The sequence below is a fragment of the Kitasatospora sp. NPDC002040 genome (genome assembly GCF_040296785.1).
Taxonomy (GTDB): Bacteria; Actinomycetota; Actinomycetes; order Streptomycetales; family Streptomycetaceae; genus Kitasatospora.
Map to the genome: position 1 here is coordinate 541,014 of NZ_JBEOXV010000003.1, position 17,187 is coordinate 558,200.

The 17,187-nt window shown below is 70.5% G+C and carries 16 protein-coding genes; 8 read left to right on the plus strand and 8 right to left on the minus strand.

Going from position 1 to position 17,187, the window contains the following annotated elements; all coding sequences use genetic code 11:
- Nucleotides 1–59: 59 nt before the first annotated feature.
- Genes ABT118_RS12715 through ABT118_RS12725 form a run of 3 tightly spaced genes read right to left on the minus strand, consistent with a single transcriptional unit; the run spans nt 60 to nt 2,283 of the window.
- Nucleotides 60–995 (minus strand): AIM24 family protein, encoded by a 936-nt coding sequence (locus ABT118_RS12715; protein ID WP_350663971.1) that lies wholly within the window; start codon nt 993–995, stop codon nt 60–62.
- Nucleotides 995–1,645: an AIM24 family protein gene (locus ABT118_RS12720; RefSeq protein ID WP_350663982.1), complete on the minus strand. Its 651-nt coding sequence runs from the start codon at nt 1,643–1,645 to the stop codon at nt 995–997. The genes ABT118_RS12715 and ABT118_RS12720 overlap by 1 nt, the downstream gene beginning before the upstream one ends.
- On the minus strand, nt 1,645–2,283 hold the full coding sequence (locus ABT118_RS12725; RefSeq protein ID WP_350663989.1) for an AIM24 family protein: 639 nt from the start codon (nt 2,281–2,283) through the stop codon (nt 1,645–1,647). Before ABT118_RS12725 ends, ABT118_RS12720 begins: the two co-directional genes overlap by 1 nt.
- Nucleotides 2,284–2,468: 185 nt before the next feature.
- On the opposite strand from ABT118_RS12725, the gene ABT118_RS12730 reads away from it, so the two are divergent.
- Nucleotides 2,469–2,792: a DUF3817 domain-containing protein gene (locus ABT118_RS12730; protein ID WP_350663998.1), complete on the plus strand. Its 324-nt coding sequence runs from the start codon at nt 2,469–2,471 to the stop codon at nt 2,790–2,792.
- Between the two features lie 74 nt (nt 2,793–2,866).
- On the opposite strand, the gene ABT118_RS12735 is transcribed toward ABT118_RS12730, so the two are convergent.
- Both ABT118_RS12735 and ABT118_RS12740 read right to left on the minus strand, forming a co-directional pair.
- Nucleotides 2,867–4,513 carry a M4 family metallopeptidase gene (locus ABT118_RS12735; protein ID WP_350664007.1) on the minus strand — a complete coding sequence of 549 codons (1,647 nt, stop codon included), beginning with the start codon at nt 4,511–4,513 and terminating at the stop codon, nt 2,867–2,869.
- 565 nt (nt 4,514–5,078) lie between these two features.
- Nucleotides 5,079–6,719, minus strand: coding sequence for a M4 family metallopeptidase (locus tag ABT118_RS12740; protein WP_350664012.1), 1,641 nt, complete (start codon nt 6,717–6,719; stop codon nt 5,079–5,081).
- A gap of 476 nt (nt 6,720–7,195) precedes the next feature.
- Here ABT118_RS12740 and ABT118_RS12745 point away from each other — a divergent pair, with 476 nt between their 5' ends.
- The 3 genes from ABT118_RS12745 (at nt 7,196) to icmA (ending at nt 9,935) form a co-directional block, all read left to right on the plus strand.
- Nucleotides 7,196–7,702, plus strand: a complete 507-nt coding sequence (locus ABT118_RS12745; protein ID WP_350664022.1) for a MarR family winged helix-turn-helix transcriptional regulator — start codon at nt 7,196–7,198, stop codon at nt 7,700–7,702.
- Between the two features lie 43 nt (nt 7,703–7,745).
- Nucleotides 7,746–8,078 carry a DUF3817 domain-containing protein gene (locus tag ABT118_RS12750; protein WP_350664031.1) on the plus strand — a complete coding sequence of 111 codons (333 nt, stop codon included), beginning with the start codon at nt 7,746–7,748 and terminating at the stop codon, nt 8,076–8,078.
- A gap of 171 nt (nt 8,079–8,249) precedes the next feature.
- Nucleotides 8,250–9,935, plus strand: coding sequence for a coenzyme B12-dependent isobutyryl-CoA mutase large subunit (gene icmA / locus ABT118_RS12755; protein WP_350664047.1), 1,686 nt, complete (start codon nt 8,250–8,252; stop codon nt 9,933–9,935).
- A gap of 12 nt (nt 9,936–9,947) precedes the next feature.
- Here icmA and ABT118_RS12760 read toward each other — a convergent pair whose 3' ends face one another.
- Together ABT118_RS12760 and ABT118_RS12765 are read right to left on the minus strand one after the other, a co-directional pair.
- Nucleotides 9,948–10,568 (minus strand): GNAT family N-acetyltransferase, encoded by a 621-nt coding sequence (locus ABT118_RS12760; RefSeq protein ID WP_350664059.1) that lies wholly within the window; start codon nt 10,566–10,568, stop codon nt 9,948–9,950.
- Nucleotides 10,569–10,620: 52 nt separating this feature from the next.
- The gene (locus ABT118_RS12765; protein WP_350664074.1) at nt 10,621–11,310 is read right to left on the minus strand and encodes a TetR/AcrR family transcriptional regulator; all 690 of its coding nucleotides are present in this window, start codon (nt 11,308–11,310) and stop codon (nt 10,621–10,623) included.
- 352 nt (nt 11,311–11,662) lie between these two features.
- On the opposite strand from ABT118_RS12765, the gene trxA reads away from it, so the two are divergent.
- The 4 genes from trxA (at nt 11,663) to ABT118_RS12785 (ending at nt 15,628) form a co-directional block, all read left to right on the plus strand.
- A complete protein-coding gene (gene trxA / locus ABT118_RS12770) occupies nt 11,663–12,655 on the plus strand; it encodes a thioredoxin (RefSeq protein WP_350664089.1) in 993 nt (330 codons plus the stop codon).
- A gap of 533 nt (nt 12,656–13,188) precedes the next feature.
- Nucleotides 13,189–13,830 (plus strand): DUF6230 family protein, encoded by a 642-nt coding sequence (locus ABT118_RS12775; RefSeq protein WP_350664116.1) that lies wholly within the window; start codon nt 13,189–13,191, stop codon nt 13,828–13,830.
- Nucleotides 13,831–13,958: 128 nt separating this feature from the next.
- Nucleotides 13,959–14,465 carry a DUF6114 domain-containing protein gene (locus ABT118_RS12780; protein ID WP_350664130.1) on the plus strand — a complete coding sequence of 169 codons (507 nt, stop codon included), beginning with the start codon at nt 13,959–13,961 and terminating at the stop codon, nt 14,463–14,465.
- Complete coding sequence (locus ABT118_RS12785; protein WP_350664143.1) at nt 14,462–15,628, plus strand: hypothetical protein; 1,167 nt, start codon at nt 14,462–14,464, stop codon at nt 15,626–15,628. The genes ABT118_RS12780 and ABT118_RS12785 overlap by 4 nt, the downstream gene beginning before the upstream one ends.
- Nucleotides 15,629–15,727: 99 nt before the next feature.
- Here the strand turns inward: ABT118_RS12785 and pyk are convergent, their stop codons facing one another.
- Nucleotides 15,728–17,158, minus strand: coding sequence for a pyruvate kinase (pyk, locus tag ABT118_RS12790; protein ID WP_350664164.1), 1,431 nt, complete (start codon nt 17,156–17,158; stop codon nt 15,728–15,730).
- Nucleotides 17,159–17,187: the final 29 nt, after the last annotated feature.

Below are 17,187 nucleotides of genomic sequence, written 5' to 3' on the forward strand. Positions count from 1 at the left end.
CACTATAGCCGAGGTTGTTAAAAGTTATACAATTAGACGGACTGCAGAACCTACCGGCGCTACAGACCGAAGCGCCGCCCGAGGTCGCCCAGATTCCCCAGCCCGGGGACGTTGACGTTCGGCAGCTGGCTCTGGCCGTGGCCCTGCTGCTGCGGCACGCCGTACCCGCCGCCGGGGACGCCCGCCTCCGCGTGCACCACGCCGACCGAGCGCTCGGCCATCAGGGTCTCGCTGGACTGGATCAGCACCGTGCCGGCCCCGATGAACTCGAACTGGTGCTCCTCGCCGGAGGCACCGCCCAGGCCGGTCAGCTGGCGCAGGCCGCCCAGCACGCCGTGCATGTAGCCGTGGTCGTAGTGGTGGCAGGGCGCGGGGCAGTCGGCCCAGCCGACCAGGGCCTGCGGGTCCACCCGGACCGGCGGCTCGATGAAGTGCACCGGGCCGTTCGAGGCGGCGACGAACTTGCCCGTCCCGATCAGGGTGAGGAAGCCCGGGATGATGGACTGCTTCAGCGCCAGAGTCGGCTCGAAGGCCAGCAGGTTCCCCGAACGGACCGTCAGGTTGCCGTTCTCCAGGTCGTACGAGTTGAGGTCGAAGGCACGGTCGGCCAGCAGCAGCTTGCCCCGGCCCTCGGCCACCACCCAGTCGCTGGCGTGCAGCGGGGAGTTGAAGTTGCGGCCGAGTGCGCGGTCGATCGAGCCGTGGCCGATCCCGGAGAAGCGGACGTCGCCGTAGTAGGCGATCATCTTCCCCTTCTGCAGGTAGTACGGGCCGTTCAGGTCCACCGAGAAGGCGTACGGGTTGACGTTGTCGTTGACCGGCAGGCTGTGCGCGTCGTGCACCTCGGGGCCGGCGCCGGGCTGGGCCGGGTACGGCTGCTGCTGGGGCGCGCCGTAGCCGGGCTGCTGGGGCGGGTAGCCCGGCTGCTGCTGCGGGTAGCCCTGCTGCTGGGGGTAGCCGGGCTGCTGCGGCGGGTACTGGGGCGGGTAGGACATCAGAGCTTCTCCTCGCTCGCCTGGACGTACACCACACCGTTGCCGGACAGCTCCAGCTGGAACGCCTCGCCGGAGCCCCGGCCGACCATGTCGCGCCAACCCACCGAGGTGGACAGCTTGTTCTGGATCTGGCCGCGGTGGGCCACGTAGGCCTGCGGGTCGACGTGCACCGGCTGGTTCGGGGTGATCGGCAGTTCGACGAAGCCGCCGTGCGCCATCACCGCGACCGAACCCTGGCCGCTGAGCTGGGTGGTGAACAGGCCCTGTCCGCTGACCTGGCCGCGCACCATGCCCATCACGCCGCCCTGCGAGCCGAGGAAGACGGTGGTCTGCCGGAGCGTGCCGTCGAAGGCGAGCAGCCGGTCGGCCTCGACGTTGAGGGTGTCGCCGTTGAGCTCGATCACCTGGATGTGGTGGCCGCCGTGGCCGAAGAGCACGGTGCCCTGGCCCTCGACGGTCATCAGCGGGACGTCCTCGTTGGCCACCCGGCGGCCGATCATGCCCATCACGCCGCCCTGACCACCGGTCAGGTTCGGGGTGAAGCCGACCTCGCCGGTGTAGGCGATCATCGAGCCGCGCTGGCTGAAGATCCGCTGCCCGGGGAAGACCTTGGCCTCGATCAGCTTGCTGTTGATCTTGGTGAACGGCATCAGACGTCGCCCCCGAAGGTGAGCCGCTCGGACGGCTGGACGTAGACCAGGCCCTCGCCGGTGAACTCCACCTGCATCGCCTCGCCACCGCCCTCGCCGATCAGCGTGGTCCAGCCGCCGCCGGACTTCAGCGCGCGGTTGAGGTTGCCGGTGTGCGCGACGTACGCGCCCGGGTCGACCCGCAGCGGCTGCCCCCCGGAGACCCGCAGGATGATCGCCGGACCCTTGGAGGTGAGTGCGGCCCAGCCGTGCCCGTCCACCTTGGTGGTGAACAGGCCGGTGCCGGAGGCCATCCCGTTCAGGCCGGTGAAGCTGGTGCCGGTGTGCAGGCTGCCCTCGGTGCAGAGCAGGTTGTCCGCCTCGACGTACAGCGTCTCGCCGTTCAGCCGCACGAGGTTGACCTCGGTGGCCCGGTCGGCGAAGAAGCAGGTGCCCTGCCCCTGGACCTCCATGACCTCCATCTGCTCACCCGTCAGCCGACGGGTGACCATGCCGCGGAGGCCGTTCCCCCCGCCGCTGAGCTTCTTGAAGTTCATCTGACCGGTGTAGGCGACCATGCACCCGTTACGGGCCTTGACCGCGTCGCCCGTCATGTCGACGGCGAGCACCTTTGATCCCTGGAGTCGAAACTGTGCCACGCGGTGACCATAGCGGCCGCCGGCGGGCGCGGGGGAGGGGGTGGGAGCCACTGGTACAGATCCGGTACACGGCCCCGGCCTCCGGTGGAAGGTAAAGGGCGAGTCATAATGGGTGGCCGGTTTGTGCGCCCGTTCACAAGCCACGCAGCACAAGCCCGCCGATCCCCCGTAGTGAGGTCCCCGCCGTGAAGAGCAGTGCCGTCCACCGTCTGCGCCTGGTGTCCGCCCCCGAGGGCCTGTCGTTCATCCTGCTGCTGGTCTGCTCGGTGCTGAAGCGCACCACCGACTTCAACGCCGTGCCGGTGATGGGCGCGGTGCACGGCGCCCTGTTCGTGCTGTACGTGGTCTTCCTCGCGCTGGCCTGGCAGAAGCAGCGCTGGGACGCCAAGCGCGGCGCGATCCTGTTCGTGCTCTCGGTGCTGCCGTTCGGCGGCTTCGTGGCCGAGCGGATGCTGGCCAAGGAGGAGCGCGGCGAGTACCCGGCCGCCGGGCAGCCCGCCGCCGCCTGACCGCAGCCGTACGCGCGAAAGCCCGGGCCTCCCCTCCGAGGCGCCCGGGCTTTCGCGTGTCAGGTGGCGGGACGTCAGTTGACGTTGACCCCGGACCAGGCGGCCGCGACCGCCTTGTACTCGGCGCTGGTGGCGCCGTACAGATCGGAGGCCGCCTTGAGGGTGCCGGTGCGGGCGCCCGCGTAGTTGGTGGTGGAGGTCCAGTACACGGTCAGCGCGCGGTACCAGATCGCCGCGGCCTTGTCCCGGCCGATGCCGGTCAGGGTCGAGCCGTTGGAGGTCGGGCTGTTGTAGCTGACGCCGTTGACGGTCTTGGCGCCACTGCCCTCGGAGAGCAGGTAGAAGAAGTGGTTCGCCGGGCCCGAGGAGTAGTGCACGTCCAGCGAGCCGAGGGTGGAGGACCAGGCGTCCTTCGAGCCGCCGTCCTTCGAGGGCTTGTCCATGTAACGGAGCGGCGTGCCGTCCCCGTTGATGTTGATCAGCTCGCCGATCAGGTAGTCGCCCTTGTCGGCCGCGAGGTTCGCGCTGAACTCGACCATGGTGCCGAAGATGTCCGAGGTGGCCTCGTTCAGGCCGCCGGACTCGCCGGAGTAGTTCAGGCCGGCCGTGTTGGCGGTGACGCCGTGCGTCATCTCGTGGCCCGCCACGTCCAGCTCGGTCAGCGGGTGGGTGTTGCTCGCGCCGTCGCCGTACGTCATGCAGAAGCAGGTGTCGCTCCAGAACGCGTTGACGTAGTTGCGGCCGTAGTGCACCCGGCTGTAGGCGCCGACACCGTCGTTGCGGATGCCGAGGCGGCCGAACGAGTTCTTGTAGTAGTCCCAGGTCGCCGCGCCGCCGAACTGGGCGTCCACCGCGGCCGACTGGGCGCTGGAGACCTGGCCGGTGCCCCAGACGTTGTCGGTGTCGGTCAGCAGGGTGCCGTTGCCCGAGGTCTTGTTGGCGAGCGTGGTGGTGTACATGTTGCCCCGGCTGGGGTCCTTCAACTGGTACGTGCTGCCACTGGAGTTGGTGGTCAGGGTGACCGAGCCGACGAACACGCCCTTGCCGCTGCCGGTCGCCGCGGCGGCCAGGTACTGCTCGTGGGTGGAGAGCACCTCACCGGTGGCGGCGTCGGTGACCAGCTTCTGCGCGCTGGGTATGCCGTTGTCCCGGACGCCCTCGACCACGGTCTCGTAGGCCAGCCGCGGGGTGCCGGAGGTGGCCCAGACGACCAGCTTCGCGGCGGAGGCACCGGTGACCTCCTTGATCGGGGACTGGTCCTCGTCGATGGTCACACCGACGGTCGCCTGCACGGCGCCCTTCGCCTTCTCGGCGGCCTTCTCGGCCGGCACGGCGGGGGTCAGGCTGGGCAGGGCGAGGGTGGCCTCGGTCGCCCGGTCCACCGAGGTGACCTTGCCGTTCGGGGCCAGGTGGGCGACCAGGTCGCCGCCGATGACGGCGAGGCCGCCGAAGGTGCGCTCGAACCGCAGGTGCTTGGCGCCGGTGGCGTCCACCACGGCGTCCTTGGCGACCAGCGCCTCCGCGGAGCCCAGGCCGAGCGCCTTGGCCACGGCGGGGGCGTAGGCCTGGGCGATGTCCTTGAGCTCGGCGCGCTGCAGCGCCGATCCCTTGCCGTGCGAGCCGACGGGAGCGGCCTGCGCCGTCCCCACGCCGACCTGGATGGCGCTGGCGAGGATCACCGTGGCCGAAAGTGCGGCTCCGACAGTCAGCTTTCGCTTCACGTACGGGTTCCTTCCGAAGATCAACCGCGTGTGCGCGGTCGCACCTCGCTCCGGGGCACCGGGGTTAGTGCCTGAGGGGCGGAGCGGGTGCTGACGTGCTGCTCCGTGCGGTCAAGCGGCGTCGGCCGGTGTGGTGGGGCGGCCGGCGCCGTAACGGGGCTGGCCAGAAGCATGACAATGCAGTTCGTGAAATGACAGGTATCCGCTGAGAGTTGGCCAGCTCCCGCCAGCCGGGCACGCTCTGTGGTGGCCTGATCGACGCCATGGCATACCCGACAAATCAGAGTAATTCCGGCGCAGGAGCGGAGTTTTGACGCGAACGGAAGCTGAACACCCGTCGAAATTCGGCAACTGTCCAGACCAATGCGAATGTTGCGGCCGCGTTGCCGTCGATTGCTGTCCTGGTATGTACCAGAAGCGACGTTGGCGGGACCTCGCCAGAGCGTCCCCTTGATCGCCCTCCCCGGCGGCTGCTAGCCGTGCCCGGAAACGGCCTGGGCCCGGAAACGCGAGGGCCGGGCCCCTCCTGCGAGGGGCCCGGCCGGTGTGCGTCGGTGCGCGGGGGTCAGACGTTGACCGCGGACCAGGCGGCCGCGACCGCCTTGTACTCGGTGCTGGTGGCGCCGTACAGGTCGCTCGCCGCCTTCAGGGTGGCGGTGCGCGCGGCCTTGTAGTTGGTGGTGGAGGTGAAGTACACGGTCAGCGCGCGGTACCAGATCGCGGCGGCCTTGGTGCGGCCGATGCCCACCACGGTCGAGCCGTTGGAGGTCGGGCTGTTGTAGCTGACGCCGTTGATGACCTTGGCGCCGCTGCCCTCGGAGAGCAGGTAGAAGAAGTGGTTCGCCACGCCCGAGGAGTAGTGCACGTCGACGTTGCCGACGCCGGAGTACCAGGAGTCCTTGGACGCGCCGTCCTTGGAGGGCTTGTCCATGTAGCGGAGCGGCGTGCCGTTCCCGTTGATGTTGATCTTCTCGCCGATCAGGTAGTCACCCGGGTCGGCGGCCAGGTTGGCGGACCACTCGACCATGGTGCCGAAGATGTCCGAGGTGGCCTCGTTCAGACCGCCGGACTCGCCGGAGTAGACCAGGCCCGCGGTGTTGGCGGTGACGCCGTGCGTCATCTCGTGGCCGGAGACGTCGATGGCGGTCAGCGGGTGGGTGTTGCCGGAGCCGTCGCCGTACGTCATGCAGAAGCAGGAGTCGCTCCAGAACGCGTTGACGTAGTTGCTGCCGTAGTGCACCCGGCTGACCGCGCCGACACCGTCGTTGCGGATGCCCAGGCGGTTGAAGCTGTTCTTGTAGTAGTCCCAGGTCGCCACGGCGCCGTACTGGGCGTCCACCGCGGCGGACTGGGTGTTGGTGGCCAGCCCGTTGCCCCAGACGTTGTCCGCGTCGGTGAACAGGGTGCCGTTGCCCGAGGTGCCGCCGGCCAGGCCGACGGTCCGGGTGTTGCCCCGGGTGGTGTCCCTCAACTCGTAGAGGGAGCCGGTGTAGTTGGTGGTCAGGGTGACCGAGCCGACGTGGACGCCCTTGCCGCTGCCGGTGGCGACACTTGCCAGGTACTGCTCGTGGGTGGCGAGCACCTCGCCGGTGGCGGCGTCGGTGACCAGCTGCTGGGCGCTGGGCGAGCCGTCCTCCCGGACGCCCTCGACCACGGTCCGGTAGGCCAGCCGCGGCGTACCGGACTGGGCCCAGACCACCAGGTCGGGGCTCTGGGTGCCGGTGACGGCCCGGATCGGCGAGTCGTCCTTGTCGATGGTCTGGCCGACGGTGGCCTGGACGGCGCCGGTGGCCTGCTTGGCGGCCTTCTCGGCCGGCACGGCCGGGGTCAGGCCCGGCAGCGCCAGGGTGGCCTCGGAGGCGCGGTCGATCGAGGTGACCCTGCCGTTCGCCCCGAGGTGCGCGACCAGGTCGCCACCGATGACGGGGAGGCCGGAGTAGGTGCGCTCGAAGCGCAGGTGCATGGCGCCGGAGGTGTCCAGCACCGCGTCCTTGGCCACCAGGGCCTCGGCCGAACCGAGGCCGAGGGCCTTGGCCACGGCGGGGGTGTGGGCCTGGGCCAGCCCCTTCAGCTCGGCGCGCTGGAAGGCGGAGCCCTGGTTCGCCGGGGCCGGTGCGGCCTGGGCCGTCCCGGCGCTGATCTGGATGGCGCTGGCGAGGATCACCGTGGCGGAGAGAGCGGCTCCGACAGTCAGCTTTCGCTTCACGTGCGGGTTCCTTCCGGGATCAACCGCGTGTGCGCGGTCGCACCTCACTCCGGGGCACCCGGGTTGGGGCCGGCGGGGCGGAGCGGGTGCTGACGTGCTGCTCCGTGCGGCGGACGGCATCGGCCGGAGTGGGTGGGGCGGCCGGTGTCGCGACGGGGCTGGCCAGAAGCATGACAATGCAGTTCGTGAAATGACAGGTATCCGCCGAGAGTTGGCCAGCACCCGCCAGCGGGCCGAGCGGCCGGGCACGACCGGCATTCCGGTCAAGTCCGGCCATACCGAACATGGTTCGGGGGCGGTCAGCTGCGCCGATGCTCGATGATCTCCAACTGCCCACTGTGGCAAGGATGTTGCTGGAGTGCCGGCGGGTCCGGCCGGCCGGGGGAGGCGGTGGCGGAAGCCCGCCAGCAGGGCCGTCTTGTCCACCATCGTGGACACCTGCTACCCGCAGGGTGACCCGCCGGTACGGTAAGGGGGTGGCCAAGCCCCTCGCTCTCGACTTCGATCCGATCGCCCGCGCCGATGAACTCTGGACCAGCCGCTGGGGCGGTGTCCCCTCGATGTCGGCGATCACCTCGGTGATGCGCGCCCACCAGATCCTGCTCGGCCGGGTGGACGCCGTGGTCAAGCCGTACGGGCTGACCTTCGCCCGGTACGAGGCCCTGGTGCTGCTCACCTTCAGCCGCACCGGCGAGCTCTCGCTCTCCAAGATCGGCGAGCGCCTGATGGTGCACCCGACCAGCGTCACCAACACCGTCGACCGGCTGGAGCGCTCCGGCCTGGTGGCCCGGCGCCCCAACCCGCTGGACGGCCGCGGCGTGCTGGCCGCCATCACCGACCGGGGCCGCGAGGCGGTCGAGCAGGCCACCCGGGACCTGATGGCGATGGACTTCGGCCTGGAGGGCTACGACCAGGAGCAGTGCCGGCAGATCTTCGAGGTGCTGCGGCCGCTCCGGGTGGCGGCGGGCGACTTCCGACCGTGACCCTGGCGCGGGGCGCCCGGTAAGGGCGGTTACCCTCGATGCCATGAAGCAGAGTGTGCTGACCCGCTACCGGGTCCTGGCGTATGTGACGGGTGTCCTGCTGGTCCTGTTGACCCTGGGCGTGATCGCCAAGTACGTGCTGGACCTGTCGGGTGCGGCCGACTTCACCCGGGTGGTCAGCATCGCGCACGGCTGGCTCTACGTGGTCTACCTGGTCTTCGCCTTCGACCTCGGCAGCAAGGCCAAGTGGCCGATGGGCAAGCTGGCCTGGGTGCTGCTGTCGGGGACGGTCCCGACCGCCGCGTTCTTCGTCGAGCGCCGGGTGTCCCGCGAGATCGCCCCGCTGATCGTCAGCACCGAGCCCGTCCGGGCCTGACCGCCCGCCACCGCGGCACCGAAGCGCCCCTTCCGGAAACGGGAGGGGCGCTTCGCCGTTCGGGGACGCCCATCGACAGATACTAGGACGTCCGAGTAAATTAGTAGGACATCCAAGCAACTGGTCCCGCACCCACAAGGCAGCGGCCGCACGGAGTGGAGTCGGAGTCTGATGGACGCCGAGGAGATCGAGGCCGGCCGAGTCCGCTGGCAGCAGCGGTACGACAAGGCCCGCAAGCGCGACGCCGACTTCACCACGCTGAGCGGCGAGCAGGTGGAGCCGGTCTACGGCCCGCCGCCGGGCCAGGCGTACGAGGGCTTCGAGCGGATCGGCTGGCCGGGCGAGTACCCGTACACCCGCGGCCTGCACGCCACCGGCTACCGGGGGCGGACGTGGACCATCCGCCAGTTCGCCGGCTTCGGCAACGCCGAGCAGACCAACGAGCGCTACCGGATGATCCTGGACTCCGGCGGCGGCGGCCTCTCGGTCGCCTTCGACATGCCGACCCTGATGGGCTACGACTCCGACGACGCCAAGTCGCTCGGTGAGGTCGGCCACTGCGGGGTGGCGATCGACTCCGCCGCCGACATGGAGGTGCTGTTCCACGACATCCCGCTCGGCGGCGTCACCACCTCGATGACGATCAGCGGCCCGGCGGTGCCGGTCTTCTGCATGTACCTGGTGGCCGCTGAGCGCCAGGGCGTCGACCCGGCGGTGCTCAACGGCACGCTGCAGACCGACATCTTCAAGGAGTACATCGCGCAGAAGGAGTGGCTCTTCGCCCCCGAGCCGCACCTGCGCCTGATCGGCGACCTGATGGAGTACTGCGCCACGGGCATCCCCGACTACAAGCCGCTCTCGGTCTCCGGCTACCACATCCGCGAGGCCGGGGCGACGGCCGCGCAGGAGCTCGCCTACACGCTGGCGGACGGCTTCGGGTACGTGGAGCTCGGCCTCTCCCGCGGACTGGACGTGGACGTCTTCGCCCCCGGGCTGTCGTTCTTCTTCGACGCGCACCTGGACTTCTTCGAGGAGATCGCCAAGTTCCGTGCGGCCCGCCGGATCTGGGCCCGCTGGATGAAGGAGCGGTACGGCGCGAAGACCGACAAGGCGCAGTGGCTGCGGTTCCACACCCAGACCGCCGGCGTCTCGCTGACGGCCCAGCAGCCGTACAACAACGTGGTGCGGACGGCGGTCGAGGCGCTGTCGGCGGTGCTCGGCGGGACGCAGTCGCTGCACACCAACGCGCTGGACGAGACGCTCGCGCTGCCGTCCGAGCAGGCGGCGGAGATCGCGCTGCGGACCCAACAGGTGCTGATGGAGGAGACCGGCGTCGCCAACGTGGCCGACCCGCTGGGCGGTTCCTGGTACGTCGAGGCGCTGACCGACCGGATCGAGCAGCAGGCGGAGGAGATCTTCCAGCGGATCCTGGACAAGGGCACGGCGGACCACCCGATCGGGCCGATCACCGCCGGCATCCTGCGCGGGATCGAGGAGGGCTTCTTCACCGGGGAGATCGCGGAGGCGGCCTTCGCCTACCAGCAGGGTGTGGAGAAGGGCGAGAAGCGGGTGGTCGGCGTCAACTGCCATCCGCGCAGCGTCACCCCGGAGCTGGAGATCCTCCGGGTCAGCCACGAGGTGGAGCGGGAGCAGGTGCGGGTGCTCGCGGCGCGGAAGGCCGGGCGGGACGGGGCGGCCGTGCAGGCGGCGCTGGCCGAGCTGCTGGCCGCCGCGCGCTCGGGGGCGAACATGATCCCGCCGATGCTCACCGCCGTCCGCGCGGAGGCGACGCTCGGCGAGATCTGCAACGCGCTCCGCGACGAGTGGGGCACCTACCAGGAGACGGCGATGTTCTAGCCGCCGGTCCGGTTAGTGGGCCGGGCCGAGGCGCTGTTCGAGCCCGGCCCGGCACTGCGGCCACTCCGCCGCGGTGATCGAGAAGATCGCCGAGTCGCGGAGCAGGTCGTCCTCGCCGGGGGCCGAGGAGCGGGACCAGTTCCGCAGCACGCCCTCGAACCGGGCGCCCACGCGCTCGATCGCGGCCCGCGAACGGCCGTTGCGCGCATCGGTCTTCAGGTCGAGCCGGGCCACGCCCCAGGTCTCGAACGCGTGCCGGAACAGCAGGTACTTGGCCTCGGTGTTCAGCCCGGTGCCCTGGGCCGACGCCGCGAGCCAGGTGAAGCCGACCTCGATCGCGAACAGGGCGTCCCCGGCCGGCCACAGGCGCGGGTCGCAGAAGGCGGTCACCCCGACGGCCCGCCCCGAGGCCCGGTCCAGCAGTGCGTACGGGGCCAGCTTCCCCTCGGCAGCCCGGGCCAGTTGGGCCTCGATGTACGCCGGGATCTCGGCCGCCGACGGGACCCAGGTGAACGCGTACGAACCGCGGTCCTCCTCGACCGCCACGGCCAGGTCCGCCGCGTGATGTGCCCGCAGCGGCTCCAGGCGTACCCGGGCGCCCTCCAGGACCGGTCCCTCCAGTGTGAAATCCATCGCCGCAGCATGCCGCAGTCGGCCTGCGATGTCGCCTGAATTCCGGTCGGCCTCAGGCGCTTTCGGCCGGCAGCTCAGGGAGCGCGAGGGCGGCCGAGAGGCCGGGGAGGGGGCTGAGCAGGAGGGTGGTGAAGCGGTGGATCCAGTCCGGTGTGACGGGTTCGCCGCTGACCAGCATCCGGTGCTCGACGGTGCCGGCGATGGTGTCGAAGATGATGGAGATCTCCTCACCGGCCGTCAGCTCGTCGCGGTCCGGGCCGAGTTCGCCCCGGGCCTGGGCGTTGGCCCGGCCCTGCTGGACCAGGTGCTTCTGCGGGTCGACGATCCGCTCCCTGATCCGCCGCCGGAGCAGCGGGTCGCGGGTGCCCTCGGCGAACAGGGCGAGCAGGGCGGCCTGGGTCTCGGGGCGGGAGAGCAGCTCGGCGAAGCGGGCGACCACGGCCTCGATGTCGGCCCGCAGGCTGCCCAGGTCGGCCACCTCCAGGTCGTCGAAGAGGCTGGCGACGGCGTCGACCACGAGCTCGTTCTTGGACGGCCAGCGGCGGTAGAGGGTGGTCTTGGCGACGCCGGCCCGGGTCGCGACGTGGCCCATGGTGACCCCGCCCCAGCCGAGTTCGGCCAGCGCGGCCCGGGTCGCGTCCAGGATCGCGAGGTCGGCGGCGGCGCTGCGGGGCCGTCCCTTGCCGCGTGGGGGCGCGGTCGGGTCCGGGGCGGCGGCGGGCTGCCGGGTGGTGGGGGCCACCGAGCCTCCTTGCGGTTTACCTGCGAGTAACTTGAGCTGCACACGGTAGCGACATACCGGCCGCAACGGGAGCCGGGGGGCGGTCGAAAGTGGGGCAGCTCACGTCGCCGGTTGCCCGGAAGGGCTTGCGGCACCGGCCCCGGGAGCAGATACGCTACGACTCGTAGCGAATAGAGCGACAACCACGCGCCGGCCCCAGGGATCGGGTGGGCGCGGGGCGCGGATGGGGATCCGCGCCGGGACTCCTTCACTACCTGGGAGGCGACTCCCGCCGACGCCGGGCCGGAAGGGCCTACGGGCCTTTCCCGGCGGTTGGCACACGTCACTGGCGCGGACGGGGGAGGATAGTGCCATGCAGCCACGGAATTCGCGTCTCAACAGCTCCGCTCTGCGCGGTGCGGTCGATCTCGCAGCAGTGAAGGCGGCCGGTGAGGCCGCGCAGAAGGCCGAGCAGGCCAGGGCCGAGCGGGCCAGGCAGGCCGCCTCCGCCGAGGCGGATGGCATCGCCCCGCCCGCCGCCTCGTACCCGCTGGTGATCGACGTCAGCGAGGACACCTTCGAGGCCGAGGTCGTGCAGCGCTCGGCCGAGGTCCCGGTCGTGGTCGACTTCTGGGCCGAGTGGTGCGGGCCGTGCAAGCAGCTCAGCCCGATCCTGGAGCGGCTGGCCGAGGAGTACGCGGGCCGGATCGTGCTCGCCAAGATCGACGTCGACGCCAACCAGCTGATCGCCCAGCAGTTCGGTATCCAGGGCATCCCGGCCGTGATGGCCGTGGTGGCCGGCCAGCTCGTCCCGCTCTTCCAGGGCGCCGAGAACGAGGCCAACGTCCGCAAGATCATTGACCAGTTGATCGCGGTGGCCGAGCAGCGCTTCGGCATCGTCGGCGGCGCCGGTGCGCCGGAGGGCGAGGCGCCCGCCGCCGCGCTCCCGCCGGAGGACCCGGCGCTGGCGGCCGCGCACGACGCGCTGGACCGGGGCGACCTGGGCGGTGCGATCCAGGCGTACCGGAACGTGCTGACCGATCAGCCCGGCAACGCCGAGGCCAAGTTGGGCCTGGCCCAGGCCCAACTGCTGCACCGGGTCGAGCAGCTCGACCCGCAGGCGGTCCGGACGGCGGCGGCGGAGGGTCCGAAGGACGTCCCGGCCCAGCTGGACGCGGCCGATCTGGACCTGGTCGGCGGCCACGTCGAGGACGCGTTCGGGCGGCTGGTGGACACCGTCGGCCGGACCTTCGGCGAGGACCGGGACACCGCCAGGCTGCGGCTGCTGGAGCTGTTCGAGGTGATCGGCGCGGAGGACCCCAGGGTCGGTGCCGCCCGGGCCGCGCTGGCCCGGGTGCTGTTCTGAACGCCCAGTGCTGGCACGGCCGGTGACCTGCGGTGCCGTGGGTGATTTAGCGACATTGCGCAGGAATCCGCGCACCTTTATCAAATCTTGACCACACCCCCTTCTCATCACCAGCGGTGACGAGGAGGGGGTGTTTCGCTGGTGTTTCCAAGGAGTTTCCGAGCTGACGGCCCGCCAGATCGTCACTCTCCGTGAAAAACCACCGGATTCCATGATCGTCGGTTACTGATGTTGGATTACCCGTCAGTAACGAACCTCTTGTACTTCGCCTGGGATTCAAGCACGATCGGCGACGCCCGGTCCTCTCCCCAGAGGTCCCCACCGGGCGGCCGCCGGCCCAGGTCGGCGGCTGAGGGCAGGGGGGTATCCGCAGATCCCGAGAAAGCGGTTCCTGTCCTTTCTCGACCGCGCATCCCTGCACGGTCGTTGGTTGTCGCCGCTACCGAGGACGTGGCTCTCTCCCATCCCAGCCGGGGCCGGCGCGGGACGCGCCGGGAACGGCCGGAGATGTACGTCCCAGAAGGAGGACTCGCATGTCCCAGACTTTCGGCAAGACCCGCTGGAAGCGCTTCGCGCTCGTGATGGTCCCCAGCATCGCCGCCACCGCGGCCATCGGCGTGAGCATCGCGAACAGCGCGCTGGCCGCCTCGTTCGCCGTCTCCGGCCAGTACTTCAAGGTCACCGCGGACGACCTGAACGGCGACAACTTCGCCCAGTTCGGCGGCGTCGACGGTGAGCCCGGGTACGACAAGGACCCGACCAAGAACCACCCGGTCGCCATCTCGACCTTCGACACCGCGAAGATCGAGGGCATGTGCCAGTCGGTCAAGACCAACCTCGGTGTCCTGGGCGACTGGACCCTGGTGCTCAAGGCCGGTGACAAGGGCCGCAAGGTCGAGGCCACCAACCTGATCATCGACCTCAACCAGCTCGAGGCCGACGCGGTGTTCACCGACATCAACATCGGCCAGGACGCCTCCACCCTGCCCGGCCCGGCGGCCGACCTGGTCCGCAAGCAGGGCAAGCTGCCCACCGGTGACCGGGGCTTCGCCCAGGCCGCCAAGAACGCGCACCTGACCAAGGTCAAGCAGACCGCGTGGGCCACCTCGGCGGGCACCTTCACCCTGAACGACCTGCGACTCAACATCGTCAAGGGCGCCCAGGAGTGCTACTGATCCCGAGCTGACGGTGCGTCCTGCGGACGCATCGCGGTGACGGACCACCACGGCCGGGACGGGGCGCAGTCCCGTCCCGGCCGTACCCCCGTTTTTTCGCTCGCACGTACCACCCGAGGAGCTGCCTCGTGTCCAGCGCAACTGTTCCCGTACTCCCCGGCCAGCCGGGCCTGGTGGCCCGGGCGCGGGTGATGTTCCGCACCTGGCGGCGCACCCGACCGTTCTGGGGCGGGCTGCTGGCCATGGTCAGCGGTGTGCCGATCCTGTACTTCCCCTACGCCAAGCTGAACCTGAACGGTCTGAGCTTCGCGATGTCCACCACGGCCGGAGCCGGTTCGCTGGTGATCGGGCTGCTGATGATCGCGCTCGGTCTGACCGCCTGGTTCCAGCCGGTGATCCGGATCTTCGCCGGAGTGGCGACCACCATCCTGGCCCTGATCTCGATCCCGGTCGCCAACCTCGGCGGGTTCGTGATGGGCGCGGTGCTCGGCCTGGTGGCGGGCGGACTGCTGGTCTCCTGGGCGCCGCTCAAGGCCGAACCGGCCCTGGCCGCCGCCGAGTCGGCGGAGCCGCCGGTGGAGCACCTGCCGATGACCGGTCAGATGCCGGTGGCGGAGCAGGGGGAGCAGCGGTGACCGACCGAGACGAGCAGCCCGGAGCCCGGCTGCCCGGCCCGCGGCACGCCGCGGCACGGCGGACCTCGCGACTGCGCGGCCGCGCGTTCGCGCTGGCGGCCGTCCCGACCGCGCTGCTGATGGGGGCGATCCCGACCCTGGCGTCCGCGGACACCCCGAAGAACTGCGCCAGCGCCCCGGACGCGATCCTGGAGGAGACCCCGGTCCCGAAGAGCGAGATCACGCCGCTCCCGGGCACCCCCGGGCTGCCGACCGCACCGCCGGCCCCCGCGCCCAGCGGCTCCGCGACCGCCACGGCTCCGGTGGGCACGCCGAGCCCGGCCGCGACCGCCACCGAGCGGGCCTCCCGCGGCACCGTCCGCCCGAACGGCATCATCGACGACATCGTGGACATCCTGGTTCCGTCGAAGCCGGTCAAGTCGCCTTCGCCGAGCCAGAGTTCGACCCCGGCCGGAGCGGGCAGGAGCACCGCCCCGACCGTCCCCGCGGTGCCGCAGAACCCGGTGCCCGCCGCCGCCCCGTCCGCCACTCCGCAGCCGACCCCGAGCGCCCGGACGTCCGGCAGCGCGGCCCCGGGCAAGAAGCCCAAGGCGGGTGCCTCGACCACGGCCTCGCCGTCGGCGGACCCGAACTGCGCGGTGGACACCCGTTCGCTGAAGGCCGCCAAGGCCGCTCCCGGGCACGTGGTGCCGGAGCAGAACTGGACCCTGCGCTCGACCCGGCTGGCTCTGCACGGCTCGGTCTTCAACGGCGTGTACGACGTGCGGACCCCGAGCGGGACCAAGCGGGTGCTGAAGTTCACCACCGCGAGCGTCGACATCGAGAACCTCGACATGTCGACGATCCAGATCCCCGGCCTGACCTTCCACGTGAAGAGCCGGCCCGGTTCCACCTCGACCATGCGTCAGGGGCCGGTCACCATGTACGTGGAGAGCCTGTCCGGCCACCTGGCCGAGGTGATCGGCCTGCCGATCCCGATCGACCTGGGCGAGATCACGCTCACCCCGGACACGCTGCCCCGGTGGCTCTGGGACCTGCTCAGCACCGTCCCGATCCCGCTCGACCTGACGCTGACCCAGGCCAAGGCGGTCCAGGCCGGCCAGTTCGGCGGCAACCTGACCATCCCCGGCATGCGGCTGTTCAACGACACCACGCCGTACTAGCCACAGCCCGAAGACCGGGCGCGCGCCGCGCGCCGTGGTCCGGGTACGCCGACGGGGCGTCACCTCCGCAGTGGAGGTGACGCCCCGTCGGCGTACGGCTCAGAGGGCGGCGCGGGTGCCCAGGTGGTGGACCTGGACCATGTTGGTGTTGCCGGGGATGCCGGGCGGGGAGCCGGCGGTGACGATGACGGTGTCGCCCTCGTTCAGCCGGCGCAGCGCCAGCAGCTCCTGGTCGACCTGCGCCACCATCGCGTCGGTGGTCTCCACCTGCTCGGTGACGTACGCCTCGACGCCCCAGCTCAGCGAGAGCTGGGCGCGGGTGGAGGCGTCCGGGGTGAAGGCGATCACCGGGATCGGCGAGCGGTAGCGCGACAGGCGGCGCGCGGTGTCACCGGACTTGGTGAACGCGACCAGCGCCTCGGCGTTGAGGAAGTCGCCCAGCTCGCAGGCGGCGCGGGCGATCGAGCCGCTCTGGGTGCGCGGCTTGCGGCCCGGGTTGAGCGGCTGGAGGCCCTGCGAGAGCAGCTCCTCCTCGGCCGTCTCGGCGATCCGGCTCATGGTCTTGACCGTCTCGACCGGGTACTTGCCGACGCTGGACTCGGCGGAGAGCATGATCGCGTCCGCCCCGTCCAGGATCGCGTTGGCGACGTCCGAGACCTCGGCGCGGGTCGGGCGCGAGGCGTGGATCATCGACTCCATCATCTGGGTGGCGACGATGACCGGCTTGGCGTTCCGGCGGGCCAGCGTGATCAGCTGCTTCTGGACCAGCGGCACCTTCTCCAGCGGGTACTCCACCGCGAGGTCGCCACGGGCCACCATGATCGCGTCGAAGGCGAGGACGATCTCCTCCATCGCCTCGACGGCCTGCGGCTTCTCGATCTTGGCGATGACCGGGACGCGGATGCCGACCTCGTCCATCACCTTGTGCACGTCGTGGATGTCGCCCGCGTTGCGGACGAAGGAGAGCGCGACCATGTCGACGCCCAGCTCCAGCGCGAACCGCAGGTCGTCCTTGTCCTTCTCGGACAGCGCGGGCACGTTCACGGCCGCGCCGGGCAGGTTGATGCCCTTGTTGTTCGAGAGCACGCCGCCCTCGATCACCACGGTCTTCACCCGCGGGCCGTCGACGCTGACGACCTCCAGGGCGATGACGCCATCGTTGATCAGAACCGGGTCGCCGGGCTTCACGTCGCCCGGCAGGCCCTTGTAGGTGGTGCCGCAGATGTGCTGGTCCCCGGGCACATCCTCGGTGGTGATGGTGAACTCGTCACCGTTGTCGACCGTCACCGGACCGTTGGCGAAGGTCGCCAGACGGATCTTCGGACCCTGGAGGTCGGCCAGGATGCCGATGGTGCGGCCGGTGTCCTGGGACACCTGGCGGACCTTGCGGTACCGCTCCTCGTGCTCCGCGTGGGAGCCGTGGCTCATGTTCAGTCGGGCGACGTTCATGCCCGCTTCGACGATGGCCTTCAGCTGTTCGTAGGAGTCCGTGGCAGGACCCAGGGTGCAGACAATTTTCGCTCGGCGCATATCGGTCAGTCTATCCGTTCGTGTTATGG

Excerpts from the sequence above, each read along its gene's own strand:
- ABT118_RS12715 (WP_350663971.1), bottom strand. The coding sequence starts at position 995 with ATGTCCTACCCGCCCCAGTACCCGCCGCAGCAGCCCGGCTACCCCCAG.
- ABT118_RS12720 (WP_350663982.1), bottom strand. The coding sequence starts at position 1,645 with ATGCCGTTCACCAAGATCAACAGCAAGCTGATCGAGGCCAAGGTCTTC.
- ABT118_RS12750 (WP_350664031.1), top strand. The coding sequence starts at position 7,746 with ATGAAGCAGAGTGTGCTGACCCGCTACCGGGTCCTGGCGTATGTGACG.
- icmA (WP_350664047.1), top strand. The coding sequence starts at position 8,250 with ATGGACGCCGAGGAGATCGAGGCCGGCCGAGTCCGCTGGCAGCAGCGG.
- ABT118_RS12760 (WP_350664059.1), bottom strand. The coding sequence starts at position 10,568 with ATGGATTTCACACTGGAGGGACCGGTCCTGGAGGGCGCCCGGGTACGC.
- trxA (WP_350664089.1), top strand. The coding sequence starts at position 11,663 with ATGCAGCCACGGAATTCGCGTCTCAACAGCTCCGCTCTGCGCGGTGCG.
- ABT118_RS12775 (WP_350664116.1), top strand. The coding sequence starts at position 13,189 with ATGTCCCAGACTTTCGGCAAGACCCGCTGGAAGCGCTTCGCGCTCGTG.
- pyk (WP_350664164.1), bottom strand. The coding sequence starts at position 17,158 with ATGCGCCGAGCGAAAATTGTCTGCACCCTGGGTCCTGCCACGGACTCC.